This is a genomic window from Paenibacillus sinensis, assembly GCF_019904155.1.
Classification (GTDB): Bacteria; Bacillota; Bacilli; order Paenibacillales; family Paenibacillaceae; genus Paenibacillus_AQ; species Paenibacillus_AQ sinensis.
The window spans coordinates 1-26,416 of sequence record NZ_JAHCMB010000187.1; the positions used below are offsets into that span (position 1 = coordinate 1).

Annotated in this window: 20 protein-coding genes, 1 tRNA gene, 1 pseudogene and 2 riboswitches; of the genes and pseudogenes, 14 read left to right on the top strand and 8 right to left on the bottom strand. The window is 52.8% G+C overall.

Annotation, left to right across the window (positions count from 1 at the left end; translation table 11 throughout):
* Positions 1–1,103, bottom strand: a 1,103-nt coding sequence (locus KIH86_RS21085) for a choice-of-anchor A family protein (protein ID WP_223110655.1), incomplete at its 3' end; no start/stop codon positions are given.
* Positions 1,104–1,199: 96 nt separating this feature from the next.
* Positions 1,200–1,289, bottom strand: a riboswitch (cyclic di-GMP riboswitch).
* A gap of 503 nt (positions 1,290–1,792) precedes the next feature.
* On the opposite strand from KIH86_RS21085, the gene KIH86_RS21090 reads away from it, so the two are divergent.
* The 9 genes from KIH86_RS21090 (at position 1,793) to KIH86_RS21130 (ending at position 12,770) form a co-directional block, all read left to right on the top strand.
* On the top strand, positions 1,793–2,200 hold the full coding sequence (locus tag KIH86_RS21090; RefSeq protein ID WP_223084355.1) for a hypothetical protein: 408 nt from the start codon (positions 1,793–1,795) through the stop codon (positions 2,198–2,200).
* A gap of 439 nt (positions 2,201–2,639) precedes the next feature.
* Positions 2,640–2,888, top strand: a complete 249-nt coding sequence (locus KIH86_RS21095) for a hypothetical protein (RefSeq protein WP_223084356.1) — start codon at positions 2,640–2,642, stop codon at positions 2,886–2,888.
* Complete coding sequence (locus tag KIH86_RS21100; protein ID WP_223084357.1) at positions 2,885–3,469, top strand: hypothetical protein; 585 nt, start codon at positions 2,885–2,887, stop codon at positions 3,467–3,469. The genes KIH86_RS21095 and KIH86_RS21100 overlap by 4 nt, the downstream gene beginning before the upstream one ends.
* Positions 3,470–3,851: 382 nt before the next feature.
* The gene (locus tag KIH86_RS21105; RefSeq protein WP_223084358.1) at positions 3,852–5,666 is read left to right on the top strand and encodes a prolyl oligopeptidase family serine peptidase; all 1,815 of its coding nucleotides are present in this window, start codon (positions 3,852–3,854) and stop codon (positions 5,664–5,666) included.
* Between the two features lie 780 nt (positions 5,667–6,446).
* Positions 6,447–7,526 (top strand): zinc-dependent alcohol dehydrogenase, encoded by a 1,080-nt coding sequence (locus tag KIH86_RS21110; RefSeq protein ID WP_235775525.1) that lies wholly within the window; start codon positions 6,447–6,449, stop codon positions 7,524–7,526.
* A 58-nt stretch (positions 7,527–7,584) separates the two neighbouring features.
* Positions 7,585–9,585: an alpha-amylase family protein gene (locus tag KIH86_RS21115; RefSeq protein ID WP_223084359.1), complete on the top strand. Its 2,001-nt coding sequence runs from the start codon at positions 7,585–7,587 to the stop codon at positions 9,583–9,585.
* Complete coding sequence (locus tag KIH86_RS21120) at positions 9,539–10,705, top strand: sugar ABC transporter substrate-binding protein (protein WP_223084360.1); 1,167 nt, start codon at positions 9,539–9,541, stop codon at positions 10,703–10,705. The genes KIH86_RS21115 and KIH86_RS21120 overlap by 47 nt, the downstream gene beginning before the upstream one ends.
* Positions 10,706–10,730: 25 nt before the next feature.
* The gene (locus KIH86_RS21125) at positions 10,731–11,393 is read left to right on the top strand and encodes a RibD family protein (protein WP_223084361.1); all 663 of its coding nucleotides are present in this window, start codon (positions 10,731–10,733) and stop codon (positions 11,391–11,393) included.
* A 15-nt stretch (positions 11,394–11,408) separates the two neighbouring features.
* On the top strand, positions 11,409–12,770 hold the full coding sequence (locus tag KIH86_RS21130; RefSeq protein ID WP_223084362.1) for an MATE family efflux transporter: 1,362 nt from the start codon (positions 11,409–11,411) through the stop codon (positions 12,768–12,770).
* 251 nt (positions 12,771–13,021) lie between these two features.
* Here the strand turns inward: KIH86_RS21130 and KIH86_RS21135 are convergent, their stop codons facing one another.
* Positions 13,022–13,918, bottom strand: a complete 897-nt coding sequence (locus KIH86_RS21135) for an Rgg family transcriptional regulator (protein WP_223084363.1) — start codon at positions 13,916–13,918, stop codon at positions 13,022–13,024.
* A 154-nt stretch (positions 13,919–14,072) separates the two neighbouring features.
* On the opposite strand from KIH86_RS21135, the gene KIH86_RS21140 reads away from it, so the two are divergent.
* Positions 14,073–15,350 carry an MFS transporter gene (locus KIH86_RS21140; RefSeq protein WP_223084364.1) on the top strand — a complete coding sequence of 426 codons (1,278 nt, stop codon included), beginning with the start codon at positions 14,073–14,075 and terminating at the stop codon, positions 15,348–15,350.
* Positions 15,351–15,383: 33 nt separating this feature from the next.
* Here the strand turns inward: KIH86_RS21140 and KIH86_RS21145 are convergent, their stop codons facing one another.
* The 5 genes and pseudogenes from KIH86_RS21145 to KIH86_RS21165 all read right to left on the bottom strand — a co-directional run bounded on the left by KIH86_RS21145 (position 15,384) and on the right by KIH86_RS21165 (position 18,422).
* The gene (locus KIH86_RS21145; protein WP_223084365.1) at positions 15,384–16,352 is read right to left on the bottom strand and encodes a GGDEF domain-containing protein; all 969 of its coding nucleotides are present in this window, start codon (positions 16,350–16,352) and stop codon (positions 15,384–15,386) included.
* Positions 16,353–16,419: 67 nt separating this feature from the next.
* A complete protein-coding gene (locus KIH86_RS21150) occupies positions 16,420–17,157 on the bottom strand; it encodes an EAL domain-containing protein (protein ID WP_223084557.1) in 738 nt (245 codons plus the stop codon).
* A 351-nt stretch (positions 17,158–17,508) separates the two neighbouring features.
* Positions 17,509–17,628, bottom strand: a pseudogene (locus KIH86_RS21155) (23S rRNA (pseudouridine(1915)-N(3))-methyltransferase RlmH); the annotation flags it as partial.
* A gap of 240 nt (positions 17,629–17,868) precedes the next feature.
* Positions 17,869–17,940 (bottom strand) — tRNA-Thr (locus KIH86_RS21160).
* A gap of 173 nt (positions 17,941–18,113) precedes the next feature.
* Positions 18,114–18,422 carry an MTH1187 family thiamine-binding protein gene (locus KIH86_RS21165; protein ID WP_223084366.1) on the bottom strand — a complete coding sequence of 103 codons (309 nt, stop codon included), beginning with the start codon at positions 18,420–18,422 and terminating at the stop codon, positions 18,114–18,116.
* A 369-nt stretch (positions 18,423–18,791) separates the two neighbouring features.
* Positions 18,792–19,031, top strand: a riboswitch (cobalamin riboswitch).
* 186 nt (positions 19,032–19,217) lie between these two features.
* Here KIH86_RS21165 and KIH86_RS21170 point away from each other — a divergent pair.
* The 4 genes from KIH86_RS21170 to KIH86_RS21185 all read left to right on the top strand — a co-directional run bounded on the left by KIH86_RS21170 (position 19,218) and on the right by KIH86_RS21185 (position 25,414).
* Entirely contained in the window at positions 19,218–21,203 is a 1,986-nt protein-coding gene (locus tag KIH86_RS21170; protein ID WP_223084367.1) for an anaerobic ribonucleoside triphosphate reductase, read from the top strand.
* Positions 21,200–21,718: an anaerobic ribonucleoside-triphosphate reductase activating protein gene (gene nrdG / locus KIH86_RS21175; RefSeq protein WP_223084368.1), complete on the top strand. Its 519-nt coding sequence runs from the start codon at positions 21,200–21,202 to the stop codon at positions 21,716–21,718. The genes KIH86_RS21170 and nrdG overlap by 4 nt, the downstream gene beginning before the upstream one ends.
* A gap of 259 nt (positions 21,719–21,977) precedes the next feature.
* Positions 21,978–24,311, top strand: a complete 2,334-nt coding sequence (locus KIH86_RS21180) for a ribonucleoside-diphosphate reductase subunit alpha (RefSeq protein ID WP_223084369.1) — start codon at positions 21,978–21,980, stop codon at positions 24,309–24,311.
* A gap of 71 nt (positions 24,312–24,382) precedes the next feature.
* The gene (locus KIH86_RS21185) at positions 24,383–25,414 is read left to right on the top strand and encodes a ribonucleotide-diphosphate reductase subunit beta (protein ID WP_223084370.1); all 1,032 of its coding nucleotides are present in this window, start codon (positions 24,383–24,385) and stop codon (positions 25,412–25,414) included.
* Between the two features lie 144 nt (positions 25,415–25,558).
* Here KIH86_RS21185 and ssuE read toward each other — a convergent pair whose 3' ends face one another.
* Positions 25,559–26,107: an NADPH-dependent FMN reductase gene (ssuE, locus tag KIH86_RS21190; RefSeq protein WP_223084371.1), complete on the bottom strand. Its 549-nt coding sequence runs from the start codon at positions 26,105–26,107 to the stop codon at positions 25,559–25,561.
* Positions 26,108–26,416 lie beyond the last annotated feature (309 nt).

Consider the following 26,416-nt stretch of genomic DNA (forward strand, 5'->3'; position numbering starts at 1 on the left):
CTTGCTTCCTCCGACGGTGTTGGCGTCGGGCTTGCTTCCTCCGACGGCGTTGGCGTCGGGCTTGCTTCCTCCGACGGTGTTGGAGTCGGGCTTGCTTCCTCCGACGGCGTTGGCGTCGGACTTGCTTCCTCCGACGGCGTTGGCGTCGGACTTGCTTCCTCCGACGGTGTTGGCGTCGGACTTGCTTCCTCCGACGGTGTTGGCGTCGGACTTGGACTTACGCTGGGGCTCGGGCTTGGACTCGGCTCAGGCGTCTCATCGCTTCCCGTGAACGGATGATGATTGAGCTGTCCGCCACCAACCAGCGAAGCCGCGATGAGCGTGCCGTTGAATTGGCCATTGTCGAAATTGACGGCCGCTCCCGGAGCCAGCACGCTTCCTTCCACCGCGATTCCTCTAATGACAAGCTCGGAAGTCTGGCTGAAATTGAGCAGAACATGCTCGCGTGAAATACCCTGCAACGAGAAACCAAAATACTGAAGCTGATTCGAGGCGCCGTCAACATTGACGATTACCGTCGACTCGGCTGGAGCATCGATCACCAGCGTATTGGCCTGGGACAGATCGCTGCCCGAGACGGAGAAGATATTCATCCGCTTATCGGTACCGGTCAGTGTCAGCCGCCCCCATTGGTACTCGGTCACCCCATTTGCTTCCAACGCCGCCAATCGCTGCGATGTCTCTGTCAAATAACGAAATTCCGCCGGGAAGTCGATAGGCGTGCCCTGGCTCTTCGTTCCGGTGACATTCACTTCGGACCCGATTTGGCCCGTTCCTCCATATGCCACGTTCCCAAGAATCTCGCCGCCATTGAACGTCAAGTTTCCGCCAGCCACAAGAACGGCGGGCTTTTCGCGCTCGCTGCTGCTAAGTTTAAACCCGACAGAGTAGCCGTTCAGCGTAACGTCTCCTCCGGCCGCCAATCTTCCTTCCGTATCCGTGAAGGACTGCGTAAAATTGCCTAGTATGAAAGCATTATAAGATCCTGCCGTCCCTAAGAAACCGGCCGACGCTCCGTCAGCCCTGCCAGCAACCCCAATAGTGCACCATACCAAGATCATCCCGGTCAGCATCAAGGATACCCATGATTTCAAATTCTTCATCAATGCCCATCACCTCTAAAAATGTGGATTAAGGTCAATGGCTTAGCGGCTTAAATCAACAGCAAAAAGGCCGCCACGCTAGCCTTGACTGGCTTTCATGGCGGCCGGACGATCATGGCGTGCATGGCACGCTGTAGACTCCTGGCTTTGCGTCACAGCCTTTCGACCGTTTTGCGTTTATTACATGAAAAGTTTATTAGCTTAATAAAGTCTATGACTTTTGTCTCTCATATTATGGAATTCTAGCACCTCACACCTGATCCGTCAATCCTATTTTCGGGAGAATATTCAGCCTTTTTACTCATAACATAGTAAATAGAACAAACCGTCTTTGCGCATAGTAAAAAGGACCGCCTTCAGACCGGCGGCCCCCTATTCGATCTATATACCTATTAACAAGAACGGTCACAGCACGCGCAGCCAGCCAATTAGAGACATCCACAGCGGAACGCTGAACATAACACCAAACATCAAGCCGCGGAGGAAACTGCTTTCCATTCTCATGATAATTCCTCTTTCCTGAATTAATATTTTGAATTTTAATTACCTGAATTTAATATAGCGCAAGTACAGCCGTAAGGTTGTGAATTAAATCACAGTGTGCAAGCCTGTTTAGAAATTCCATTGATTATTTTTGCTGATTGGAGTTAGAATACGAATATACGTTCCCATTATGAGGTGATATCAGCATGCACAGATCCCAGCGCGAAGACCATATGCTCGTCAAGTCCTGCGTGATGCTGCCGCTGATTCTGTCGGCCTTTGAGCGGGATGCCAAACTGATCTCCGCTCACCTCCGGACGCCCGCCCCCTATCTGGATGTGCTGCAGACCGCCGCCCGCTTCGCAACCTGCGATCTGCGGGATGTGCGGAGTGAGATGAGACGACGCGGAGTCAAAATCTACGAGCAGCAGCGAAGACCGGACGGCATTGAAGCCAAATATGTGTGCCGCGGCTTTCATGAAACGATGCTGCTGCTTAACGACATGATTGCCGCGCAGGCTGCCATACATATGCGCAAATACCTGGGCCTCGACATCTCGTCTTACCAGAGTTATGAAGACCAGTACCAGCTTGGCATTCAGCAGCCCCACTAAAAAAAGCGGCTCTGCCGTGGGAGTCGACAGAGCCTTGAACTATATATACACAAAACACTGGGGGGTGTTTGGTATCTTTAATATACCCCTCAAACCTGAAAAAAACCTGATCACAACCTGAAAAATTCCTTAAATTTTGGCCGGAATCTCCTTTTTTTAAGTTATGGCAGCTTAAATCTTGAGAAAAGACGAAAGAAGCGCACAGAGGATGAAAATAAGGCCGCAATGCGCTATTCTATTGATAACATCCATTTTATGCCAGACAATAATCAGCCGGACTTCCCCCAAAAAAAGGACCCCGCCGTTATCCGGCGGGGCCAATATATATGTCGTAAGGGGGTATGTCCTTACTATAAGGGGCCAAGCTTAAATTTGCATGAAGATCGGATAAAAGATTGATGAAATCCCTCTGCCCGCAGCAGGCAGACCTGGAGGAATAATGTTAAAGACATGGATTGCCATAGGCTATGTGCTTATCTTAATGCTGATAGCAGGCATTTTTGTATTCCGCGCGCGAAAGCGAACATTTACATTTAAGCCATTCCTGGTGGAAGAAACCGGACTGCTCCTGACTAGTATTTTGCTGAGTTTAAACATCGAAATCAAGCTTCCGCTCAAGTTGGCGGTTGTCGGCCTGGTCCTGCTTACCTTTTTTTATGGATGCATAACCCGAGAGGATAAGCCATGAAGGGGATACCGCTGCTTTGCCTACTGCTGCTCGGATTCACCATCCTCCTCACTGGCTGCGCCGATGGCTTCCAGACTTCCGGACATGCGCGGCAGTACGAGGCAGAGCACCAGGATGTCGCGGACAAGATTCGGCAGGGAAAAGCTTTTGCGGCCGCTCTGCCTAAGGAGTATGATCTGACGGCATCAGTCACCCTCTCCCACGGCGAAGACGCAGACCGGATCGTCTACGAAATCTTCGTACGCCGTCCCAAGGTCCGGATGGAAAACTTGAGGATGAGCTTCTCCCTGAACCCGGAAATGACATCCAGACTCAAGACAAGCGATGTGTTTACAAGCAACGCCTTGAACGGAGAACCTATCAGTTATGCCCCCGGCAGCTCCACCAATGGCATTAGTCTGGACCGGGGATTTGTGCTGGACCCCTCTCTGATCGACAGGTCCATGCTCTCTATTTTTCGGGAGATGTACGTGAAGATTTCCTACTCCAGCTCAGACTCACAGGTCACGGATTATGTCCGGTTGAATGCCGAGCCTTCCGCAGACTTACTTACCTACCTGAACAGTTCACCCGGAGAGTGAATGCAGTCAGTTTGACGATCAGGACAGGACTTTTACTCCTCAATATAGATAGGCAGGTTAGTCCCTTGGCTTTCTGCCTCTTTTACGCGGACAGCACGGAGTATTAAGAAGTGAATAGTTATGTTATCCATGTGAAAGCAGTAAAATATTTTGTCCGTTAGAGGAAATTCGAGATAGAAGGCGAACTCTACGAAGAGCGGCATTTTAAGGATTACAGCCTAAACTTTGAATCAGCTTGTATTCGCTTACACTAAATTGCAATCGTTTGCACTCATGTTGAGCGGATTATTTTCTTTGGGCCTGTGCCTCCAGCCACTGGTTGATGGAACGGGACGATTGCGGAGATGCAACAATATCACGTAAGAATGAAGGAGAAGTGACTATGCCAAATCACAAGGCAATCCTCAAGTTCGGTTTGATTCTCGCCTGCTTAGTAATACTGTTGCCCAGCTGCAGCCTCCGTACGAATACCGGCAAGGGGCAGGAGCCGCAGGCAAGTTCACAGGCGCAAGCCGATTTGGACCCAAACCGCTATTTGTATCCCGTATTTACGCAGATAGAAAAGCATGAAAATATCGTATACGCGAACAAGCTTAATGCGAAAGGAAGCATGGAAAAACTCCTGCTGGATCTATATGAACCCGCCCAGGATTCATTGAAGGCCAGACCGGTGCTGCTTATGGCACATGGGGGCAGCTTCAGCTATGGCAGCAAGAGCGATATGGCCAAGTTCGCCGATGTGTTCGCCAAAATGGGCTACGTGGTGATTTCCGCCGATTATCGGCTGCGCGACAACGCCAACGAGGATTGGGCCGGTGCGGTCAGCGATGCCGTTGACGATATGGGCAGTCTCTATGACTGGATTGAACAGAATGGCGCGGACTACGGCATAGACCCGGGAAAAATCGCGGTCAGTGGTGAATCAGCCGGAGGGGAACTGACGCTGACCTTCATGAACGCAGGGGACCGGATTTGGAAGAATCGCGACAAGAGCCGTATTTTTGCCGTGATTAATCTGTATGGCCCCATGTCCACTTCGCATGAAATTGACCCGAAAGACCCACCCGTTCTGTTCATCCATGGAACCGAGGATCGGACCGCCGATTATGGAGAGACTCTGAAGATGGTCAAACAGCACCAGGCTCAGGGTGTATACACGGAGCTGTACACAATGGAAGGCGAGGGCCACGGAACGGATAAGTACTGGACCGACGTTCTTTTTGAAATGACGCAATTTTTACATAAAACGCTGCTGAAGCACTGGAGCCCCGACCTCACGATCAAAGAAGGTCCGGTATTCGTCAGCTCCCGGGGCGACCGCTTCCGCATCACGCTGGAACGGAAAGCGGAGAAGTCCGGGGAAATCCGGGTCAAGGCGCCCGACTCCTGGGAGGTACAGGAGAAGGATGATAAGGATGGGACGGTGAAATATGAGATATCCGTACCGTCAGAGACCTCCCGGGACTATTATCCGGTCAGCTTCCAGCTATCCGACAAGAAGGGAAAAGTCACCGCCGACACAACTCTCTATGTGAATCTGAAGAATCCGCTGGAGCTGATCATAAAGCCGGGAATTTCAACCGATGGGCAGAAGAAGCTGGTTAACATTCTGTCGGTCAAAAATCGTTCCGGTATCGCCTACAGCGGAACTTTGTCGCTAACGGGCAGCAGCGGACCCGCGGAATCCATCGTTCTGAAGGATTTGCAGCCGGGAGCGGTCTCATCCTTTGAGACGCCTTTTGCCGAAGGCACGATTAAGTGCGAAGCCAGTCTTATGAACGGCGTACGTTTTAGTCTTTTAAATCAAGTGGACATTCACCATTATGAAGCCGAAAAAGGCCAATTGACGAACGCACAGCTTGGCGTCTATCCGGCCGACTCCGGAGGGTATCACGTCGGACATCTGGATGCCTTGGGCAGCAGCGTCGAATTCGACGAGGTTTATGCCGAAGCTGCCGGCGCCTATACACTTGCCGTCACATACTCCAATGGCTGGGGCGAGGCGGCCGGACAGTCTGTGTCGGTGAACGGGGACGGTGAACAGGAAATCGTGTATCCGCCAACGGCGAGTTGGGGTACGATGGGCCTTGCGAAGGTCGGTATCCGGCTGAACCAGGGGATGAACACGATCAAATTCAGCTATAACAGCCAGAAAAATGCGGATCTTGACGCCATCACGATTTCTAAAAAAGAGTAGCGCCGCCTTTCCGTACGCCCCCCGGTCTTTGGATTAAAGATGCGTTGTGTTTCTCTATATAGTGCAGGCCTAGGACAGTCACTTTTGCCCCCTTTTGCGGCTGTATTCTTCAATGTAAAACTTCATAAGCTTATTAACCATAAGCAAATATAATCTATGGATACTAGAAAAACATGTAATTAATTCAGAGTATCCGTGAGGTGACAAGTGTGCTTGAATCAAGGCATTTCAATTGTAGAAGCAGTGTCTGAAGGAGTCTATGCCTGTATAGCCAACGAAAGAGGAGGTGCAATGAGCAACGCCGGCTTGGAGAAACGGATGTCACCCTCGTATGGGGGAGGGCATCCGTTTTTCGCATTGGATCAAGAGGCTTCAAGAAATGGTCTCTTTTTTATATTAAATTGACTATATTTAGAAAAAAATATATTTTCGTGTCGTTTTTTTGGGGATTTTTTAAGGAATCACCATCCTCTTATAGCAATAAATTACATAACTTTGCAATAAAAGAGCCGTTTCTTTTCGTCATCCGCCAATGTCAAAATGGGGCTGATGGCGCGCCGTTATTGGAAAGAAATGAAAATAATGATTATTACAGAAAACACTTATGATATTTCCAATGAAAATTGTGTAAGTACCGACAATATTCCCCTTACTTTACGATTTTATTATGCTAGGATTAATCCCGTAGGTTGCGCAAACGTTTGTACTGACCTGTTTTATCTTGTAATGCCATGTCGCCTGATGACTGAAATTGGGAATGGAAAGGAGTCTTTTGTAGAGATGAACACCGATGTTGCTGAAGTCACCCAAACACAAAAAATGCCCGTTTTAATCTGGAGCCAGGCGGGCAGGCTGGAGCTGTCGAGCCGTGAAATTCCGCAGATTCAGCATCCTTCCGATGTCAAAATCAAGATCCACATGACCGGTATTTGCGGAACTGACCTCGCGGTCATCTCCGGCAAGGAGCCAGGAATCGGGGGTGTGATCCGGGGGCATGAAGCCGTTGGTATCGTGACGGAGACGGGACCGGAAGTCTCGCATCTCAAGCCCGGCGACCGGGTCGTGATTGATCCCAACGAAAGCTGCGGGAAATGCCGGTTCTGCTTGCGGGGCAAGCGTAATCTCTGTGTCGGACCGGACGGCCGCGGCATGCCGATCGCGGGACTTAACAAAGACGGAACTTTCGCCCCCTGGTTCGTGACGCAGGAATCGTTCGTACACAAGCTGCCTGAATCCGTGAGCTGGGAAGCTGCTGTCCTTACGGAACCGCTGGCTTGCGTCCTCCACAATTTCCGTGAAGCGGGAATCCGGGCCGGTGACCGTCTGCTCGTCCTCGGATCAGGCCCGATGGGACTGCTATGCCAGTATGTCGGCAAGCGGACAGGCTGCATCACGGTAGCTACAGAGGTAAGCGCCGAAAGGCTTACGATCGCCCGCTCGATCAGCGACTATGCCTGCCGGCCCGACGAGCTTGACAAGGAACGGATAGAACTGCTGCTGAACGATGAGAAATTCGATGTGGTCATCGACACAACGGGCACGCAGATGCTCACGGCTGAGCTATGGGTGGAACGCGGGGGAACCATCATTCCCTTCGGTATCAACAATCGCTACCGGCATACGCTTGCCCCCACCTTTTATGTGCAGAATGCAATCCGCATGCTTGGAGCAGGCGAGTATCTGGATACCTTTGAAGCGGCGCTGCGGTTTGTCACGGACGTGCCGGAGGTTGCTTCATTGGTTACTCACCGGTTCCCTTTGGACGGATATGCCGAGGCTATTCAGCAATTGCTTGGACAGGCTGACGGTGGCGGGGATAATTTGTCGACTCCAATGATGAAAACCGTGTTTGTTTTCTGAAACGTGTTCGTTTTCTGAAAAAGCATTTGTACAAACATCATAAGGAGGCTTTGTATTCATGAGCAGTTCCAACCGTATTTTGAAGCAGATGCTCCGGTACTTTGCCGACCGGCAGCATGAAGCGGAGCCGATCTGGATACCGGCGCTATGGAACGAGTGCGGCTACGAGAAGGTGCTTGAAGCAAGCAACGGTGAAATCCTTGTCGAGCCGAATGGATTCATCGCCCGTCATTTGCAGTATTTGTATGACCTGTCCGCCGGATACCTTTACACAGACCATACGGACTTGGACAACAGTGTCATTTACTGCTCCCTGCTCCGCTATTCCTGTGCATGGGATTATCAGCATACCGGTGTGATTCAGTCCGGCACCTTTCTCAGATTCACTTTCCTGCTCCCGCTGCTGAAACGCATGGGCACCAATATTCTGTACCTGCTCCCGCTAACCCGGTACAGCGACATGTACCGCAAGGGCGATCTTGGTTCTCCGTACGCCGTCTACTCTCTGTTCGCGCTGGACGAGCATCTGCATGATCCTTTGCTTGACGGAATGGAGCATCTGACCTTGAACGACGAGCTTGCAGCCCTTGTGGAAGCCTGCCATCTGCTGGACATCAAGGTGGTGCTTGATCTGATTCCGAGGGTAATCGCACGGGACAACGCGCTGCTGGAGGAGCATCCCGACTGGATGTACTGGATCGATAAAGAAGCGTTCGCGGACTTTCGTCCGCCGGCCATTCCGGAGCTGGATTTCTTCACCGAATGCACGCCGGACAAGCTGGAGACGGTGTATCGAAGCGGGGAAACCATTGGCTTCCTTCAAAAATTCCGTCTGCCGCCGAACGAGCTGCAGCCTGCGCTCTGGGAAGAACTGAAGGAGCGGGCGCGCGTGACCGGAGCGCCATTGCTTGAGCTGGTGGAAAGCGAGATGGGCATCACTCCGGCCCCGGCGCATTCGGATTGGATCAACGATGTGCAGCCGATCTGGACGGACATTGCGTTTTACCGGCTGTACAAGGACTTTTCCCCGCAGGTTCGTCCGTTTCTGCCCCCGGATCAAGCGCCGTATGTGCTGTTTGATACGATTAAATGCAATCTGTACCCCGGGGAAGAGCCGAATGCGGAATTATGGGAGCTGCTGATCGAAGCCGCCCGTTTCCAACTGAACACCTATGGGATTGACGGCTTTAGAATCGACATCGGGCATGTGCTGCCGGTTCCTCTGCTGGATTCGATGTTCCGGACCATCAAGGAAATCAAGCCTTCCGCCATTCTGATCAGCGAGGATCTGTTCAACCGCAATCACCGCAAGGCGGCGCAGACCGGCTACAATATCATGCTGGGCAGCGGCTGGAATATCATGACGGATATCAGCGCCGAGAATATGCTTGGCTATCTGAAAGAATTGCCTGAGCTGCAGATTCATGTATTTGCCTGCTCGGAGACAGCGGATACTCCCCGGATTACAAGCCGTGGGGGCAAGAAGCTGTCCCGGCTAATGACGCTGTTCAATTTTTTTCTCCCGAACGGAATTCCTTACCTGACCACAGGTATGGAGATGTTCGAAGAGCAGCCGCTCAATTGCGGCCTTGGAGACAATACCGGAGGAGCGGATATCCCCAAAGCCTTTTTCAACAATATGGCGATTAACTGGACGGCCGGACAGACCATGCTGCCGCTGCTCGAAGAGCTGAACCGGTTCAGAAAGGAACATGCGGATCTGCTGAAGCCGGAGTATTTTTTCATACCGGACCCGCAGGGAGATATTATTCTGTATGCCTATTATTATCGGAACCGGCTGCTTGCCTTCTGCTTTAATTTGAGTCCGGACAAGGAACAGCAATTAAACACCGAGCTTATTCTTCCTTCATCCAAACAGACCGAGCTGCTGATCAACAGCTATCCGGGCAGGGGGAACCCCCGTAATGAAGACGGCGTGTACCGTTTGCAGCCGCATCAGGCTATCGCACTGTCGATGACGCAAATCTACTCATTCAGAGAGGAGAAGCACAATGAGCTATCGGGCAAATACGGCAGACTCACTGGTAGTGTGGCATGAATTTGACGGTAAAGGAGATACCTCCATTCAGGTGCTGGAGGGCCTCTGCCGGTCGTTCTCAAGCAGCACCGGTGTATCCGTCAATCCGGAGGTTATGAATATTACGGATCTGGTCGCGAGATTGCGGCGGGTCGGCAGCAGTGGTTCCGGTCCCCATATGGCCTTGACACCGGCGGATATGGCCGGCTATGCCCAAGAGGCTCTCTATTCGGAGATTCCCGAGGCATTCTGGTCTAGCGCGGAGGGGCTTGATCCCAAGATTCGATCCGCCATGCAGGTTGGCGGAGTCCAGTACGGCATCCCCGTTCTCACAGGCAACCATCTGGTTCTGTACTATAATCAGTCGATCTATGACGAAGCCCCCTCTTCATGGGAAGTCATTGACAAACTTGGGGGACCGCTGCTGGAACGAGGAATCGTACCGGTTGGGGCGGATTTGCGGGACCCCTATTATTTCATTCCTTTTTTGACCGCCATGGGCGGCTGGCCGTTGAAGGACGGAAGTCCTGATCTGGGATCAAGCGAAATGGAGGAGGCTCTTCGCTTTACCCGACTGCAATGCGAGCGGGGGCTGCTGGCCAGTCTGGACGGACCGACCTCGCTGCTTGACCGCTTCATCGCAGGTGAGGTGGGAGCGATCATCTGCGGTGAATGGATCTTCAATTATCTGGACCAGAACATGGGCGACCGGTTGGGTGTCGGTGCGCTTCCCTCCATTCTAGGCAAGCCTTCCCTTTCGATGACCTCGGCCATCGGTCTTGTCTTCCCCAACCATACCCTGGAGTCGGAGCAGCGGGATCATCTATTGTCCTTCGCCGCTTACCTGGTGGGAGAAGAAGGCCAGCGGGAATGGGCTGAGCGGGTGCAGCGGATTCCGGTTCATTCCGGCATACTGTCGGAGGTAAAGGCCTCCTCCTCGCCTGCCCGGGCCAAGCTGATCGAACAGTTGGCGAACACCCGCAGCATGCCGATCGAGCCCGTCATGCTGACGGTATGGAACGCAATGAAAGCCGGGCTGTCCAGACTTGAGGAAGAAGACCCCAAACGGCTGCTCCATACAATGGAAGAGCTTCTGCTTACCCAATCAGAAGAACGGCTGGTAAATGGCAATACCAAATAATCCTAGTAGAAAGTGGGCCGATAAAATGAAAACCAGTATTTTCAGCCAAATCTCAATAGACGGCAAGATTACCATGGGAGCCGGTCAGTCCAGCAAGCCGCTCTTCAGCCTGCTGGAGAACCAGGATATCGAGTATATTCACAGCTTTCGCGGCCAGGTACAAGGTATTATGGTAGGAAAAAATACGATCCTGACCGACAACCCCATGCTTACGAACCGGTATGAGAAGAATAACGACCCTCTACGGATTATTCCAACTTCGCATATGGATATTCCGATGGACAGCCATGTATTGACCGACAATGGCAAGACGCTGGTGGTTACGACCGAGAACGGCAAGGATTCGGAGAAAATCGAGCTGCTGCGCGGACGCAGTAATAAAGAAGTGCTGATCTGCGGAGAAGACAAGGTGGACTTCACGAAGCTGTACCGGCAGCTTGAAACAGTCTATGGCGTATCCAGTCTGATGATTGAGGGCGGGGGTTTTCTGAATTGGCATGTGTTCGACCAGGATTTGGTGGATGAGATTATTTTGATGCAGCTGCCTATCATTATCGGAGGCGCCACGAACATTACTCTTGCCGACGGCGAGGGCTATCGAGATCTCGATTTAGCCAAAAAATTCAAGGTGGCCGAGGTCGTCCCGACCAAAAATTATACGCTGCTCCGTTATCTGAAGGCGGTATAGAAGGAGAATCGATAGGTGAACAGTCATTTAAAAAGTGATTTTTACAACAATGTGGTGAAAATTGCGGTCCCTGTAACCCTGCAGAGTCTGATAATGGCTCTGCTAACGCTGACCGACCAACTGATGGTCGGCCAGCTTGGCGACGTGGCGATCGCATCGGTGGGCATCTCCACCAAGATTTACGGCATTATATCCGTTGTGCTGGCAGGTCTCGCAACCGGCATTTCCATTTATGCGGCCCAGTTCTGGGGCAAGCAGGATGAGAAGAGCATCGCTCAATTAATGGGGATGGGTGTGACGGTCGGGCTGGTCTTTGCGATTCTTTTTACCGTGCCGGTGCATTTCGCTCCGAGATTTAATCTCGGATTATTTACGACAGACCAGCGTGTTATCACGGAAGGGGCGATTTTTCTCCGAATCATCTCCTTAAGCTATATTCCGGCCATGCTGACGATGATCTATTCGGCCATTTTGCGCTCGACCGGGCGCGTCAAGCTGCCGATGATCGTCAGTATGTGTACGGTAGGCATTAACATCGTGCTCAACTACCTTCTGATCTACGGGAATTTCGGATTCCCCGAATTGGGACTGAAGGGCGCCGCGGTAGCGACCTTGACCGCCCGGATTTTGGAGTGTCTGTTTATTATCGGAGCCTCGTACAAGCTTCGCCTCCCCGGCATCGCGGACAGAAGCAACTGGTTCGGGGCATCCGGACAGCTTGCAAGTAAATTTTTCCGGACCACGTACCCCATTGTGCTGACCGAGCTGATCTGGGTGCTGGGGGAAACGGTCTACGCCATTATTTACAGCCGCATGGGTACCGCGGAAATGACGGCCATGACGATAACCTTCCCGCTTCAGGGGCTCAGCATCGGACTATTGTCCGGCCTTTCGAGCGCTGCCGGCATTCTGATTGGCAACAAGCTCGGAGCGGACGAGGAAGAGACTGCACTGGATTTCTCCCGAAGATTCATTCTGCTCGGGATTGTCATATCGCTGGTCGCGGGAGGGCTGATTGCTGCAGCGGCACCATTGTATGTGTCCATCTTTCAAATCTCCGACGAAGCGCACCGAATGGGTATCCGTCTCGTCTGGGTGTTTGCGGGATTCCTCTGGGTAAAAGTATCCAATATGATTCTGGCCGGCGGCATTCTCCAAAGCGGAGGAGACAGCAAATTTGTATTCGCCATGGAATCCACCGCCACCTGGCTGATCGGAGTTCCATCCGGGCTGCTGGTTTCATTTGTCTGGAAGCAGCCTATCTATCTGGTGTACATGATTCTTTCTCTGGAGGAAGTCGTCCGATTTGGTGTTGGTCTGTATCGAATCCGCTCCAAAAAGTGGCTGAAGAATCTGGTCGCCGATATTTCCGCTTAAGCGGGCATGGAAGCACAGAGGACGATTCGCAGCAAAAAAGAGGCTGGCCTATAAAGCCTGTGGCAGCCAAACCATGCGAAGACCGCAAGAAGAATTAAACCGAGCTGCGATTCTCCCGTTAGTGGAGGATCGCGGCTTGGCGTTTTTGATCCGCAGTGGCTTGCTATCAAAGTTTGTGGGCAAGCGGAAGCCATACAGCCGTTTGATCTCTTTTTCCTATGGATTTCGTGATCACCCGCCAACTCACGCTCTCATCCGTGCCTCTCCCCGCGTCCGTCCCCTCGGTAAAGTGCGAGAAACGCCTCAAACTCGTCTAGAATAGCTGTCGCCTCCTGCAAAAACCCAAGCACCCGGAATACAGTGGAGCACTCTTCGGCCGTTTCCCGTCCAGCTTTCTCCTGCCCATGTGCTGCGCAGTGAATGGCCTCGCAAAAACGGGCATTCACCACTTGATGAAGATAAGTTTTCGAACGCGGCATTTCACGCAGCCGATTCAGCCATTCGTCCCCCTCATCCCTTCTGAAAGTCGCATAACAATGCGCAATATAATTCGTGAGCAGGTTGAACATTCTCTCTGGATAACCCGGGTACTTCCGATAACGCTGCAGGCTGCGATAACAGTTTCGTATCAATGTCTCCTGAGTCTGTTCCTCAAACAAGTAATAAAAGGAGGTAAACAGGTTCGTCTCATCCAGCATCCAGGATTCTTTATCCATCAAATAGCGAATGAGGAACCGGGTTTCTTTATCTGTACAAGGCTCGGAAGGCTGATCGGAATCAGCCGTCATATTGTTAAGGAACGCACGGGACAGATACGCGACCACCTTGCCGAAATCGGATTTGTCGTCTTGATGAACGTGATAAATAACCTCCAACTGTACCCGGTCTTTGGTATTGGCTGCTTCCGCAAACTGTCGCCACAGAGAAACATTCTCCGAATTCTGATAACCCCCGTGAATGAATTCAAACTCACTCCAACTCAGGCTAAGCCGATCCAGAACCTGTACGAAGTCGAAATGATTCAGCATCACCTTGCCCTGCTCAAACGAAATGGCGAAGCTTTTGGAGATGATTCCGGTATAGATTTCTTTTTGTGAAAAACCTTTGGACAAGCGAATGGCGCGAGCTGTTACTCCCGGATGGTCCATCCTGCACCTCCTATCTCCAATCAACCTTTCTCGTCGGACAGCCGTCTTCATTTTGGTCAACGATACTATACTTTTTGCCATATCCCAATGATTCAATTTTATACTTGGTAATCAAAAGAAGAGAAGGTTCAGGCTATTGAAAAGGACGGATTCTATGAATTTATTTCGCAAAAATCGGCTTTACCGCAGTGTGCTTATAGCCGATGCCGTATCGGTGGCAGGAGATGCTATTTATTACATCGTCTTAATGACTTATGCGAGTCGGCTTCCTAACAGCTCTCAAGCGATCTGGTGGATCTCACTTTCAGAGACGCTGCCGGGCATACTTTATGCCTTTTTCGGGGTCCTTGCGGACCGGACGAGGAATAAAACCAAAAGGCTGCTTCAGACTTACGGATATCGAACCCTCTGTTACTTATTCATTGGTATCCTCATCGGCTTCCATCCGTCGCTATCCTTGCTCGCGGTCATTGCGCTGCTCAATTTTGGATCAGACTTACTCGGCAAGCTTACTTCGAGCTTGATGATGCCGTTCTTCGTCCAGATCGTTCGCGACGAGGAATTGGAAGAAGCAAATGGCTGGAAGTCTGCCATTGAAAGAATCATGGGCATCTCCGCTCAATTTGTGGGAACCTTCCTGGTGCTTTGGTTCAGTTATCGCTTATTAGCCTGGTTTAACGGCGCGACTTTCGCCATCGCCGGGCTCCTTCTTCTAAGTATTTCCAAAAGGCTCATTCGCATCGAAGATTCAAAGCTGAAGAAAGGAAAAGTGCCGAAGAAAGCGGAGAATCCTCCCTCCTATTGGAGGGATCTGAGGGAGTCTATAAAGCTGTTGTACCGGAACAGACCTATGTTTTTCATCGTAATTCAAGTCACCCTGATCAACGCGGCCCTTTTTCCGCTCACTGCTCTCTTTACCATGTATGCTGCCGCAGGCGACGGGCTTATCGTCCGGAGCTTCTCTTTTACGCTCGCTCTTTTTTCGAGTGTGGGCTCAGCTGGAGTCGTCCTGGGGAATGTGCTGACAGGAAGATGGCTCCGTTCCGTCCCGCTTGCTGGAATCATCGCCTGCAATTATGTCATGGTGTTCGGATTTTGCTTGGGATTATGGACCAAGCAGTTGGTTTTGACCTTGCTTATGTACTTACTCGCTTGCGCCTACGTAGGAACGTTGTCCCCCAAGTACGGCGCCATGTTAGCCCGCGAGGTCGAGCGGGAGCATCTCGCCTCAATCTTGGGAGTATCGAATACTCTTGGTAACATCGGGGGACCGCTCAGCCAGGTTATAGTCGGAGGAGCTGCGTCAAGCCTGTCCTTGACGGGAGGAACAGCGGCATTGGCAGGGCTCGTGATCATGGGATTCGGTTTGCTCGTTGCGGGATTTAGGAAGAGCCGTGAAGCTTCGCTGGTCAATGAATCGGTCAGTAAGTAGCAGGAGCATGGAGTGACGCTGCCTGGTATGAGCCTATTCGGCAGGGATAACAACGTCTTCCTGATCGGCTACGCACACGCTTCCGGGCACGGATTTACACACTTTTTTGATACGGGTTGCGTCAGTAACAATATGATCGACACTGGTATATTTCTGGTGGCGGTTGGAGACAACCGCAATCGACATGGACACAAGCGGGATGAGGTGGTTCTGACCCGAGCGTCCTTCTCCAAAGACATGATTGTTATGTAAGTCTTCAGGAGTGTAAAAGTCCCTCTTCATCTGTTCAAAATCCGCGATCGCCTCTTCGCAGACCGGCTTGAAGTCATGATGATCCAAAATGGCAATAAAATCATCTCCTCCAATATGCCCGAGAAATGCTTTCGGAGTAACGGCAAAATACTTGCGAAGCAGGCCCGCCGTAGCCTGAATCAACTGATCCCCTTTTTTGAAGCCATAGCTGTCGTTGTAAGACTTGAAATAATCCAGATCGATGTACAGCACACTGAATTGCTCCAGCTGAATGAATTGGTATAACCATTCATCGATGATCCGATTGCCCGGGAGACCTGTCAGCGGATTCATAAAAATCCCCATCTCCGCGCGAACGTCAGCAACAGTCAGCAGCAGGCGCCGGATGCTGACAGCTCCAAACAAGCTGCCTTCCAGGGTGATCAGAACCAGATCATATAATTCTCCCTCGGCCCGATTCATCGCCTGGATGCTTACCTCTGTAATCTGTTCCATGTAATCCACTACCAACGGCTGAGCGTTCATAATGAGCTTGACCGGGCGATCCATATACACCGGATAGCCGTATCGTGTACCAATCTTTTGAAAAAAAAGAGCACGCATGATCAACGAAGGCCTTCCGTCCTCCCCTGCAATTGCCAGACCTTCCAAATTGGGATGTGTTTTAAAAAGATGATAAACCTCATCGCATTTGGTTTCAGGGGTGACTACAGGAATGGTCTCGGCGATTTCGCCTATGTGCATAGACATACCCTTCACCTTCTTTTTTTTCTCCATTTATGCTGCATCAGGGGCCAGCGACAGCTTGTCCTCTTGATCAGAAAAACGGTAACAGGGGTTGTTGCAGCTCAGTGTCCGGTCTGCCAAGCGCATATCCCTGACCGTAGTCGATCCCTTCACTCTGCAAAAACTGAATTTCCTCGTGGCGCTCAATCCCCTCCGCTATGATATTCGTGCCTGAGCTGGCCGCGTACTGCTTCAATATTCTGATAATATGCTGTTGTTCAGGGTGGGCATCCACATGACGGATCAGGAATCGGTCCAATTTAATGAAATCCGGCTTTAAACTTACGATCGCTTTCAGACTGTTATATCCGGACCCTGCATCGTCAACGGCAATACGAAATCCCTGTGACCGGTAATGGGAGAGAACCCGTTCGAATTCCACATAATCATGGACCGCTTGCTTCTCCGTAAGTTCAAAGACCACCTGTTCAGGAGTTAAACCGTTACGGTTAAGGAGGCTGATGGTCTCACCGCTTCGATAGTTGGAGTCCGCCAAAACCCGGGGATGTATATTGAGAAAAATAACGGTATCCTGCGGATTATGCTCCCGTGTCAAGCATGCTGTTCTGAAGCGTTCAATCGAAAGCTCACGGCAAAAATGCTCAAACGCGAAGACATGGTCGGTGTGCCCGATAAAATCATAAAAAGACTCGGTACTCGGAAAAAGTTTGGATTCTGGGGGCCGGTTCAGAATTTCATATCCAAGCGCACGTCCATCCTGTAAATTCAGAATCGGCTGAAAATATGTCGTTAACAGATGCTGCTGCATAATCTTTTGCAGTTCAGAGAATTGCTTATGTAATCGAAAAGATTTCTGGAGAGTACTATAAATCTTCAATCCAATTCATCCTTTATAACTATGTAGTGAGTAAGGAATCAACTCATTAGATCATACCAATAGTTCCATCGTACCACCGCGCTGTAGCTCCTTTGTTAAAATGCGCGTGAAAGTATGTTAAATGTTGCCGGAAGCCAGTCACTTCGGCGTTTCTTGTTCCCTTTTCTCTTGATTTCTACGGGATAACTTACTCTAGTTGCCAACGTAAAAACATAGTTTTACTGAGAAGCAACGATCGATACAATGTTCCGGAAGCATGCTAGTCAAAGAATTAATTTCGCCCTACTTATGATACGGTTCCCCTCGATTAATCTTCACCGCCCGATATATCTGCTCCACCAGAACCAGGCGCATGAGCTGACGGGGCAGCGTCATGCGCCTGAAGCTGGGCCGCTGCTGCGCATTATTTTTCTTTTACAGAAACAATTCATGCTTTTGTGAAGATCAAGATACAGAAACATCTCCACTGGAAAGAAAAGTAAAGATGTTGAGGGCAAAAAGTGATTGGTCTACTGATAACTTCCCAACGCAAACCCTTTAGTCAAGTACAGGGTAGATGAATGGTAGACCAAGAGCTGTTTCAAAGCAAACGGCGCGGTTCCCGAAACCTCGGAAACCGCGCCGTTATTGACTTTCTTGGGATGCTGGTGAAGGGAATTGAACCCCCGACCTACGCATTACGAGTGCGTTGCTCTACCCCTGAGCTACACCAGCATAACATTTAATTTGCGTCACAACAGAAACTATTATACCGCTTCTGACGAGAAATGCAAATGTTTTTTATAGAGGCCTTCCATCTCCCTTATCCGCCGCTCCCCCGCCCTACACCGGACAACTGCGCAGGGAAACGGCGGCTCACCGGGAGCAGCGTTCAAGGCCCGTCGCCTCTACTCGCTCTGCAGCTTCCGTTCCACGGACTCCAGCTTCTGCCGGCTGCTGCCCGCCTTGTCGCGGCGGTCGTCAATCTTGAGCGATGTGGACACGCGCTGCGCTCCGCCGTTGAACGGCGATTCATGCAGCACCTCCACCGCCGCGAAGATGCGGGAAATCGGGCCCTCGATTATCGTGCCCATTGAAGTCAGCTCATAGGTGATACCCTCCACGCTCTCCAGCGCGCGCTGCATGTCGGCGACATAGCTGCTGAGGCTCGTGCTGCCCGTTCCGATCGGAATGACGGTAATTTCAGCGATTGCCATCGGTATACCTCCTTTATTTCCCCTGACGGGATTTGACGCGAATATCCGCTTGGCGCGGCTCTTCTTCCATTGTAGCAATTGAACGCCAGAGCCACAAATCCGATAGGGCGTCTGTTCCCGCCTTCCTCTCCTGAAAATCTGTATTTTGTATCCTGGCAGCTGCCAGATTGTGCAGAAATCAATAGGCGAAACAGCCGCACCGTTCCCGGAGTTTTCCCCATATCCCCCCATTCTGGGGATAAGTCTGTGGATGGTTTGTGGACGAGATGTGGATTTCCCGGGGTCTGTTGTGGATGCGCTGTGGATATTAAGTTCACAAAAAATATGTTTACAGATACAACATATTGGGTTATTTTTAATAAGCAACAACAAAATATAGTAGATTCGGGTGTCCGAGCTCCAAAATGGGAGCCCGGGCTTAAAAGGGAAAGCGGTGCGAAACCGCTGCGGTCCCGCCACTGTAACCGGATGTCCGTCCCCTTCAAGAGCAACTGAGAAGGAAGACGGCATCTTCCGGCACATGCCACTGAAAGCCGCCATTCGCGCCTTCGGGAAGGCGCCGGAAGATGGAACGGAAGCCAGGAGACCTGCCTGCATCTAGTGACGCCAATTGAAGTCCTGCGAGGAACAGGAGAGGTGTCCGCTATGCGCCTTCTTGAGGGTGCGCCCTGCCATGGGCGGTCCAATTGACATAGTGGCATTTTCTGCGGCTTCCTGCGCGGGGAATGCCTTTTATATTTTTTTACATAATCAAGGATAAGAACTGCTGGACATTACGGAGAGGAGAGCTGCATCATGACGCTGCTGGAGAAATGGCAGACTAACGGGCATAGCATGAACGAAGAGCTTTTGGAGGAAGTGATCGGACTGGGGCGCGATATCATCGACAGCCGGGACATGGACCTGCTGCGTGAGAACGCCAACCTGAACGGGGAGAGCTTCTCCGGCAAAATGAGCAAATTCGGCAGCGAGTACTCGAAGTGGTACGCCCGCAGCTTCACGATGCCTCCTCATCTCGTCAAAGCGATCAAGGAGAACGTCGTATACGTCCATGATCTGGACCAATACGTCATCGGCACGACCAACTGCATTTTCATCCCGTTCGACAAGCTGCTGCGTGAAGGCTTCAATACGGGCAACGGCAGCGTCCGCCCGCCGAATTCCATTATGACAGCGATGGCGCTGACGGCGATTATTTTTCAATCCCAGCAGAACGCGCAGTACGGCGGAGTGTCGGGAAGCAAGCTCGATCACGATCTCGCCCCTTATGTTGCCAAGTCCTTTGCCAAGTTGTTCCGCAAGGGTCTGAATTATTTTGAAGAAGCGGCTGATATCGCGGAGCTTGGGGAAATCACTATGAGCCGGACCGATCTTCAGGAACGCTATCCGAAAGTCTTCCGCTTCGCCATGAAAGAAACGCAAGCCGAGACGCTGCAAGCCGCCGAGAGCCTCATACATAATCTCAACACGATGTCCTCCCGGGCAGGCGGCCAGATTCCGTTCACGAGCATCAACTACGGCACCTGCACGACGCCGGAAGGACAGATGGTGATCGACTCCCTGCTGACGGCAACGATGAACGGACTCGGCAGCGGCGAGACGCCGGTGTTCCCGATCCAGATTTTTAAATGTAAAAAAGGCGTTAACCAGCAGCTCGGCGATCCGAACTACGAGCTGTTCCTGAAGGCTGCGGAATGCTCGGCCCGGCGGCTGTACCCGAACTTCGCAAACCTCGATGCTCCGCTGAATCTCATGTATTACGATCCGGCAGACCCGGATACCGAATTTGCCACAATGGGCTGCCGCACCCGGGTACTCGGCGACCGCTTCGGGCGCAATCGCTGCTCCGGCAAAGGCAATCTGTCCTTCAACACGCTGAATCTGGTGCGTCTTGGCATCCGCCACGGCATCGTGACAGGCCGCCGGCTTGCGGCGGACGAGCAGGGCTTCTACACCGACCTCGATCATTATATGGAAATCGCGCTGGAGGGCCTGCTTCACCGGTTCCGCATTCAAATCAAGCAGAAGGCCAAGGCCTCGGACTTCATGATGCGTGAAGGCGTATGGGAAGGCGGCGAGCATCTGGCGCCAGATGATGCCGTCGGCGACCTGCTGAAGCACGGCAGCTTGTCCATCGGCTTCATCGGCCTCGCGGAGTGCATGAAGGCCATGTATGGCAAACATCATGCCGAGGACGACGACGTATATGCCAAGGGATTTGAAATCATCCGGCATATGCGCGAGTTCTGCGACCGCAAGAGTGAAGAGCTGGACCTGAACATCACCCTGTTCGCCACCCCGGCGGAAGGGCTGTCGGGCAAGTTCACCAAGATTGACCGCCGCGAGTACGGCGCGATCGCGGGCGTAACGGACCGCGAGTATTACACGAACTCGTTCCACGTACCGGTCTACTACCAGACGGGTGCGGCGAACAAGATTCAGCTGGAAGCGCGGTTCCATGATCTCTGCAACGCCGGGGCCATCTCCTATGTGGAGCTGGACGGGAATGCGCGGAGCAATCCGGCGGCTTTTGTCAAAATCATCCGTTACGCGCTGGACCAGGACATCAGCTATTTCAGCATCAACCATCCCGTAGACCGCTGCTCAGGCTGCGGCTACGAGGGTGTAATCGGCACGAACTGCCCCTCTTGCGGAACGCATGAAGAAGAGGTGCATATCCGCCGCCTCCGCCGTGTGACAGGCTACCTCACTGGTGATTACCAGACCCGCTTCAACGCGGCCAAGCAGGCCGAGGTGCGGGACCGGGTGAAGCATCTGTGAATCTGTGCGGCTACTATTCGGAATCGATCAATGAAGGCGACGGCCTACGGGCCGTTCTCTTCATCAGCGGCTGCCGTCACCGCTGCCCGGGCTGCTTCAATCCCGAGACGTGGAACTTCAAGTACGGCGAGCCTTTCACCAGAGAGCGGCAGGCGGAGATCATCGCGGAGATCGCCGCAAATCCGCTGCTCGACGGACTGACGCTGGCGGGCGGAGATCCCTTCTTCTCGGCTGCTGAAGTGTCTGACTTCATCCGCGAGCTGCGTGCCGCTCTGCCGGATTACCCGGTGTGGATCTACACCGGCTACACCTATGAGGAACTGACGGCGTCGCCTGACTCGCCGGAGTACGAACTGCTGTCGCTCTGCCAGGTCGTGATCGACGGGCGCTTCGTGGAGGCCCTCAAGGACACCACACTCCGCTATAGAGGAAGCTCGAACCAGCGGATTATCGACGTACAGGCCAGTCTCGGAAAGGCGGAGCCCGTGCTTTGGGCGCCCGCCCTATGGACATAGCACCATGAATCCTGCCGGAGATGATCCGGCCGAGAGCGCCCTCCGCGCTCCATACAAACTGATACACTGAGCTTAAGAACTTGAGAACTAAAGAATTTGCCGATATGAAGGCAGCCGGGCAGCCGATCTTTCCAGGACCAGGAGGCGCGGAAACATGTTCTCAAGTTCTTTTCAGACCCGATACCTTAATTTTTGATATTGAAAACTTGTTATTTATTCATCCCATAAATCACTCATTCCATGAAAGGAAGCGATCCCTATGCCTCAACTCGTAGTGAAACCCGACAACCGTCAGCTTGCTTTTGATGAAATGCGTCTGTCCGTATACGCCGACCGGATTTTGAAAGACCTGGAGGGTCTGAACAAGGACACGCTGCTGCGCGGCGTGAACGCAAAGCTCCGCCGTGACGAAGTCAGCGGCGAGGAGATCAGCAGTGCATTCACGATGAGCGCGCTGGAGCTGGTCTCGAAGGAAGAGCCGAACTGGAAGTTCGCCGCCGCCCGCTCCCTGCTGACCTCCCTGTACAAAAAGGCCGCAGTGAACCGCCGCTACAAGGCTTACCCGGATGAGCCCTACGGTGCGCTGTATCCGCTGATCGAGGCTCTTGTCTCCAAAGGCGTGTACCGCGAGGAACTGCTGACCGCCTATACCAAGGAGCAGATTGACGAGTTGGCATTCTGCATCGATCCTTCCCGCGACCTGCTGTTCGACTATATCGGCCTTCTTACTCTCTCCGACCGCTATCTGGCCCGCGACTTCGAAGGGCGCGTCATGGAGCTGCCGCAGGAGCGCTATATGGTCATCGCCATGTATCTCATGCACCAGGAACCGGCCGAGAAGCGGCTGGAGCTTGCGAAGGAAGCCTACTGGGCGATGAGCAACATTTATATGACCGCAGCCACTCCAACCATGTCCAACGCGGGTAAAAAGGTCGCCGGCCAGCTCTCCAGCTGCTTCATCGACACGGTTGATGACTCCCTGGAAGGCATCTTCGATTCCAACACCGACGTGGCCCGTCTCAGCAAAATGGGCGGCGGCATCGGCGTCTACCTCGGCAAGGTGCGCGCTCGCGGATCGGATATCCGCGGCCACAAGAACACCAGCTCCGGCGTCATCCCCTGGATTCGCCAGCTGAACAATACCGCCGTCAGCGTCGATCAGCTCGGTACCCGCAAAGGCGCGATCGCCGTATACCTGGACGTCTTCCATAAAGATATTCTCGCCTTCCTCGACCTCAAGCTGAACAACGGCGACGAGCGCATGCGCGCCCATGACGTCTTCCACGGCGTCTGCCTGCCCGACCTGTTCATGGAAGCCGTCGAGGCGCGCGGTCAATGGAACCTGTTCTGCCCGCATGAAGTCAAGAAGGTCATGGGCTGGAAGGACGAGAACGGCCGCGCGCTCGGCCTGGAGGATTTCTACGACGAAGAATTCGGAAACGGAGCTTTCCGCGAGAAATATGCCGAGGCCTCCGCTCATCCGGAGCTGTCCCGCATTACCGTTCCGGCTATCGACATTATGAAACGGATCATGAAATCGCAGCTTGAGACGGGAACGCCGTACATGTTCTACCGCGACACGGTGAACCGGTCGAACCCGAACCGCCACAAGGGCATGGTCTTCTCCTCCAACCTGTGCACGGAAATTATGCAGAACCAGTCGGCTACCGTGGTGGAGCAGGAGGAACTCGTAACCAAGGACGGCCAGACCCGGATCGTCGTCTCCAAAATCCCGGGCGACTTCGTCGTCTGCAACCTGAACTCGATCCATCTTGCCCGCGCGGTTCCAGCCGGTGTGCTGGAGCGCCTCATTCCGATTCAGGTGCGCATGCTGGACAACGTGATCGACATCAACAATATCGAAGTGCTGCAGGCGCAGTACACGAACAGCCAGTACCGCGCCGTGGGCCTCGGCACCTTCGGCCTGCATCACCTGCTGGCGCTCGAAGGCATCCGCTGGGAGTCCGAAGAGGCCGTGGAATACAACGATCATCTCTATGAGAAGATCAACTACCTGCTCGTCCGTTCCAGCATGGAGCTGGCCCGCGAGAAGGGCCGCTATCCGAAGTTCGCCGGCTCCGACTGGGAGACAGGCGCCTACTTCGACCATCGCGGTTATACGAGCGGCGAGCGCGAGGGCAAATACGTCACAACCGCACAGTGGCGCGAGCTGAAGGAAGAAGTTGCGCGTGACGGCGTCCGCAACGCCTGGATGTTCGCGATTGCGCCGAACGGCTCGACATCGATCATCGCCGGCTCGACGGCCAGCATCGACCCGCTGTACGATCTGCTCTCCTATGAAGAGAAGACGACCTACAAGATCGCCAACCCGGCGCCGGACTTGTCCGAGAAGACGATCTGGTACTACAAGACGGCGTTCCTGATCGACCAGAACTGGTCCATCCGCATGGCTTCGGCCCGCCAGCGCCATGTCGACCAGGGGCAGAGCTTCAATCTGTACGTGCGCCCGGACATCAAGGCGACCGAATTCCTGAATCTGCATCTGAACGCCTGGAAGGGCGGTCTGAAATCGACCTATTACGTGCGCAGCCGCGCGCTTACCATTGAAGAGTGCGAGTCCTGCGCGAGCTGATCGGTTGCGGAATTGCGCCTGCCGCCTGATATCCGATCATTTTTCCCAATAGAACCAAGGAGTGAACCATCATGCAGCTGCAAAAAATATTCAACACCGAAGCGCCCAACCAATCGACCCGCATTATCGAAGGCGAATGCTCCGGCATCCTGAACTGGAACGACATCCGGATGCCGCATATGTATAAGCTCTACAAGGTACTGCTCCTGAACCACTGGATCGCGGACGAAATCCCGATGTCCAAGGACGCACAGCAGTTCCCGCTGCTGGAGGCCGAGGAACAGCGCGTGTTCAAGATCAACATCTCCCTGCTCGCCGTGCTGGATTCCATGCAGACCATGTTCGTGGGCGATGTGAAGCGGTATTTTACCGACTCCTCGCTGGAAGCCATCTCGGCGATCATCGGGCAGCAGGAGGTCGTGCACAACCAGTCCTACTCCTATGTTCTCTCCTCTATCGTGTCCGAACAGGAGCAGAAGGACATCTTCGAATACTGGAAGCATGATCCGGTTCTGCTGGAGCGCAACCAGTTTATTTCGGAGATTTACCAGGTGTTCCGCGACAATCCGTCGCGGCAGAGCTTTTTCCAGGCGCTGGTGGCCGACCTGATTCTGGAAGGGATTTTCTTCTACAGCACGTTCGCCTTCTTCTACAACCTGGCCCGCGACCAGAAAATGATGGCGACCAGCCAGATGATCTCCTACATCCAGCGCGACGAGAACCAGCACTGCTACTTCTTCGCCGAAGTGTTCAAGCAGCTGCTCAAGGATTTCCCGGAGCTCGATACGAAAGAGAACATGGACTACGTGTACCGGACAATCGACCGCGCGGTGGAGCTTGAGACGAACTGGGCCTACTATACGCTGGGAAATGTGCGCGGCATCGATCTCGGCGAGCTTTCGGACTACATCAAATTCATCGCTAACAAGCGCCTGACCCTGATGGGGCTCGACAAGGCGTACCAGGGTGTGGACGTCAACTGCATGCCGTGGATCAAGCCTTTCTCCGATGAGGCGCTGAACGCGACGAAGACCGACTTCTTCGAGGCCAAATCCCGCAATTACGGCAAGGTCGGCGACGACAACGGCTTTGACGATCTGTAAGCTGAAATAGGATAGCAAACCGTAGCACCACGTAATATTCGAGAAAAAATAAAACGGATGCGCCCTTTTGCAGGGAGTGCATCCGTTTTTTCAATAGTTGCGGTTCATTGCTTATCACCAGTTGCAGGTTCATTGCTTATAAATTCACTTCTTCCGCGCAGCCTTAAGCTCCGTCTCCTCTGTAAATTCGCCGAGCGCATTATCCAGACGCAGCTTCAGTTCCTCCGCGATTTCGACCGTACCCTGGTCGGTCCGCACCACCTGCGAATCGACGGCGTACACGCCGCCGAGAATATGGCGGGCGCCCAGCACGGACAGCACCGGCTTCAGCGCATAATCGATCGTGAGCAGATGCGCGAGGCTGCCGCCCATAAAGAGGGGAAGCACGATCTTGCCGGCAAGCCCCTTCTGGGGAATCAGGTCGAGGAACGTCTTCAGCACCCCGGTATAGGAGGCTTTGTAGACAGGGCTGACCACGATCAGCGCATCCGCTTCGGCCACAAGGCCGTTCGCCTTCACAATAGACTCGCTTTCGAACTTCGTATGAATCAGATCCTCTGGCGGAAGCTCCGCCACGTTGATGACATCGACTTCAAAGCCTTTGCCGGCAAGCGTGGTCTTCGCGTACTCGATCACCGCATTGATCCGCGACACCAGGGACGGGGTTCCGTTAATGAGCACAACCTTGGGCATGTTCGCACCTCTTCTTCTCTGGCATTCCAGCTCTTTTGAATCAAATTTTAAATAAATCCTAACAAAGCGTTTCCCCGCTGTCAATGAAGGCCCCTTGCCTTGCCGTCCTCTTCGCGTTATACTAAACGGCAACATCACATCCCGATTAGGCCCATGACCGGCATCCAACCGCGAGGCGTTCTCGACCAGGGCGGCAGTTGATCCGCTCTCTAAGTTAACCGGGTTTCGCCCGTTACCGCGAAGACCAAAGAGGATCGAACCGGCGCTTGCAAGTTAAGAAGTGAACGATTCGGTCAACCTGGGTGGCAC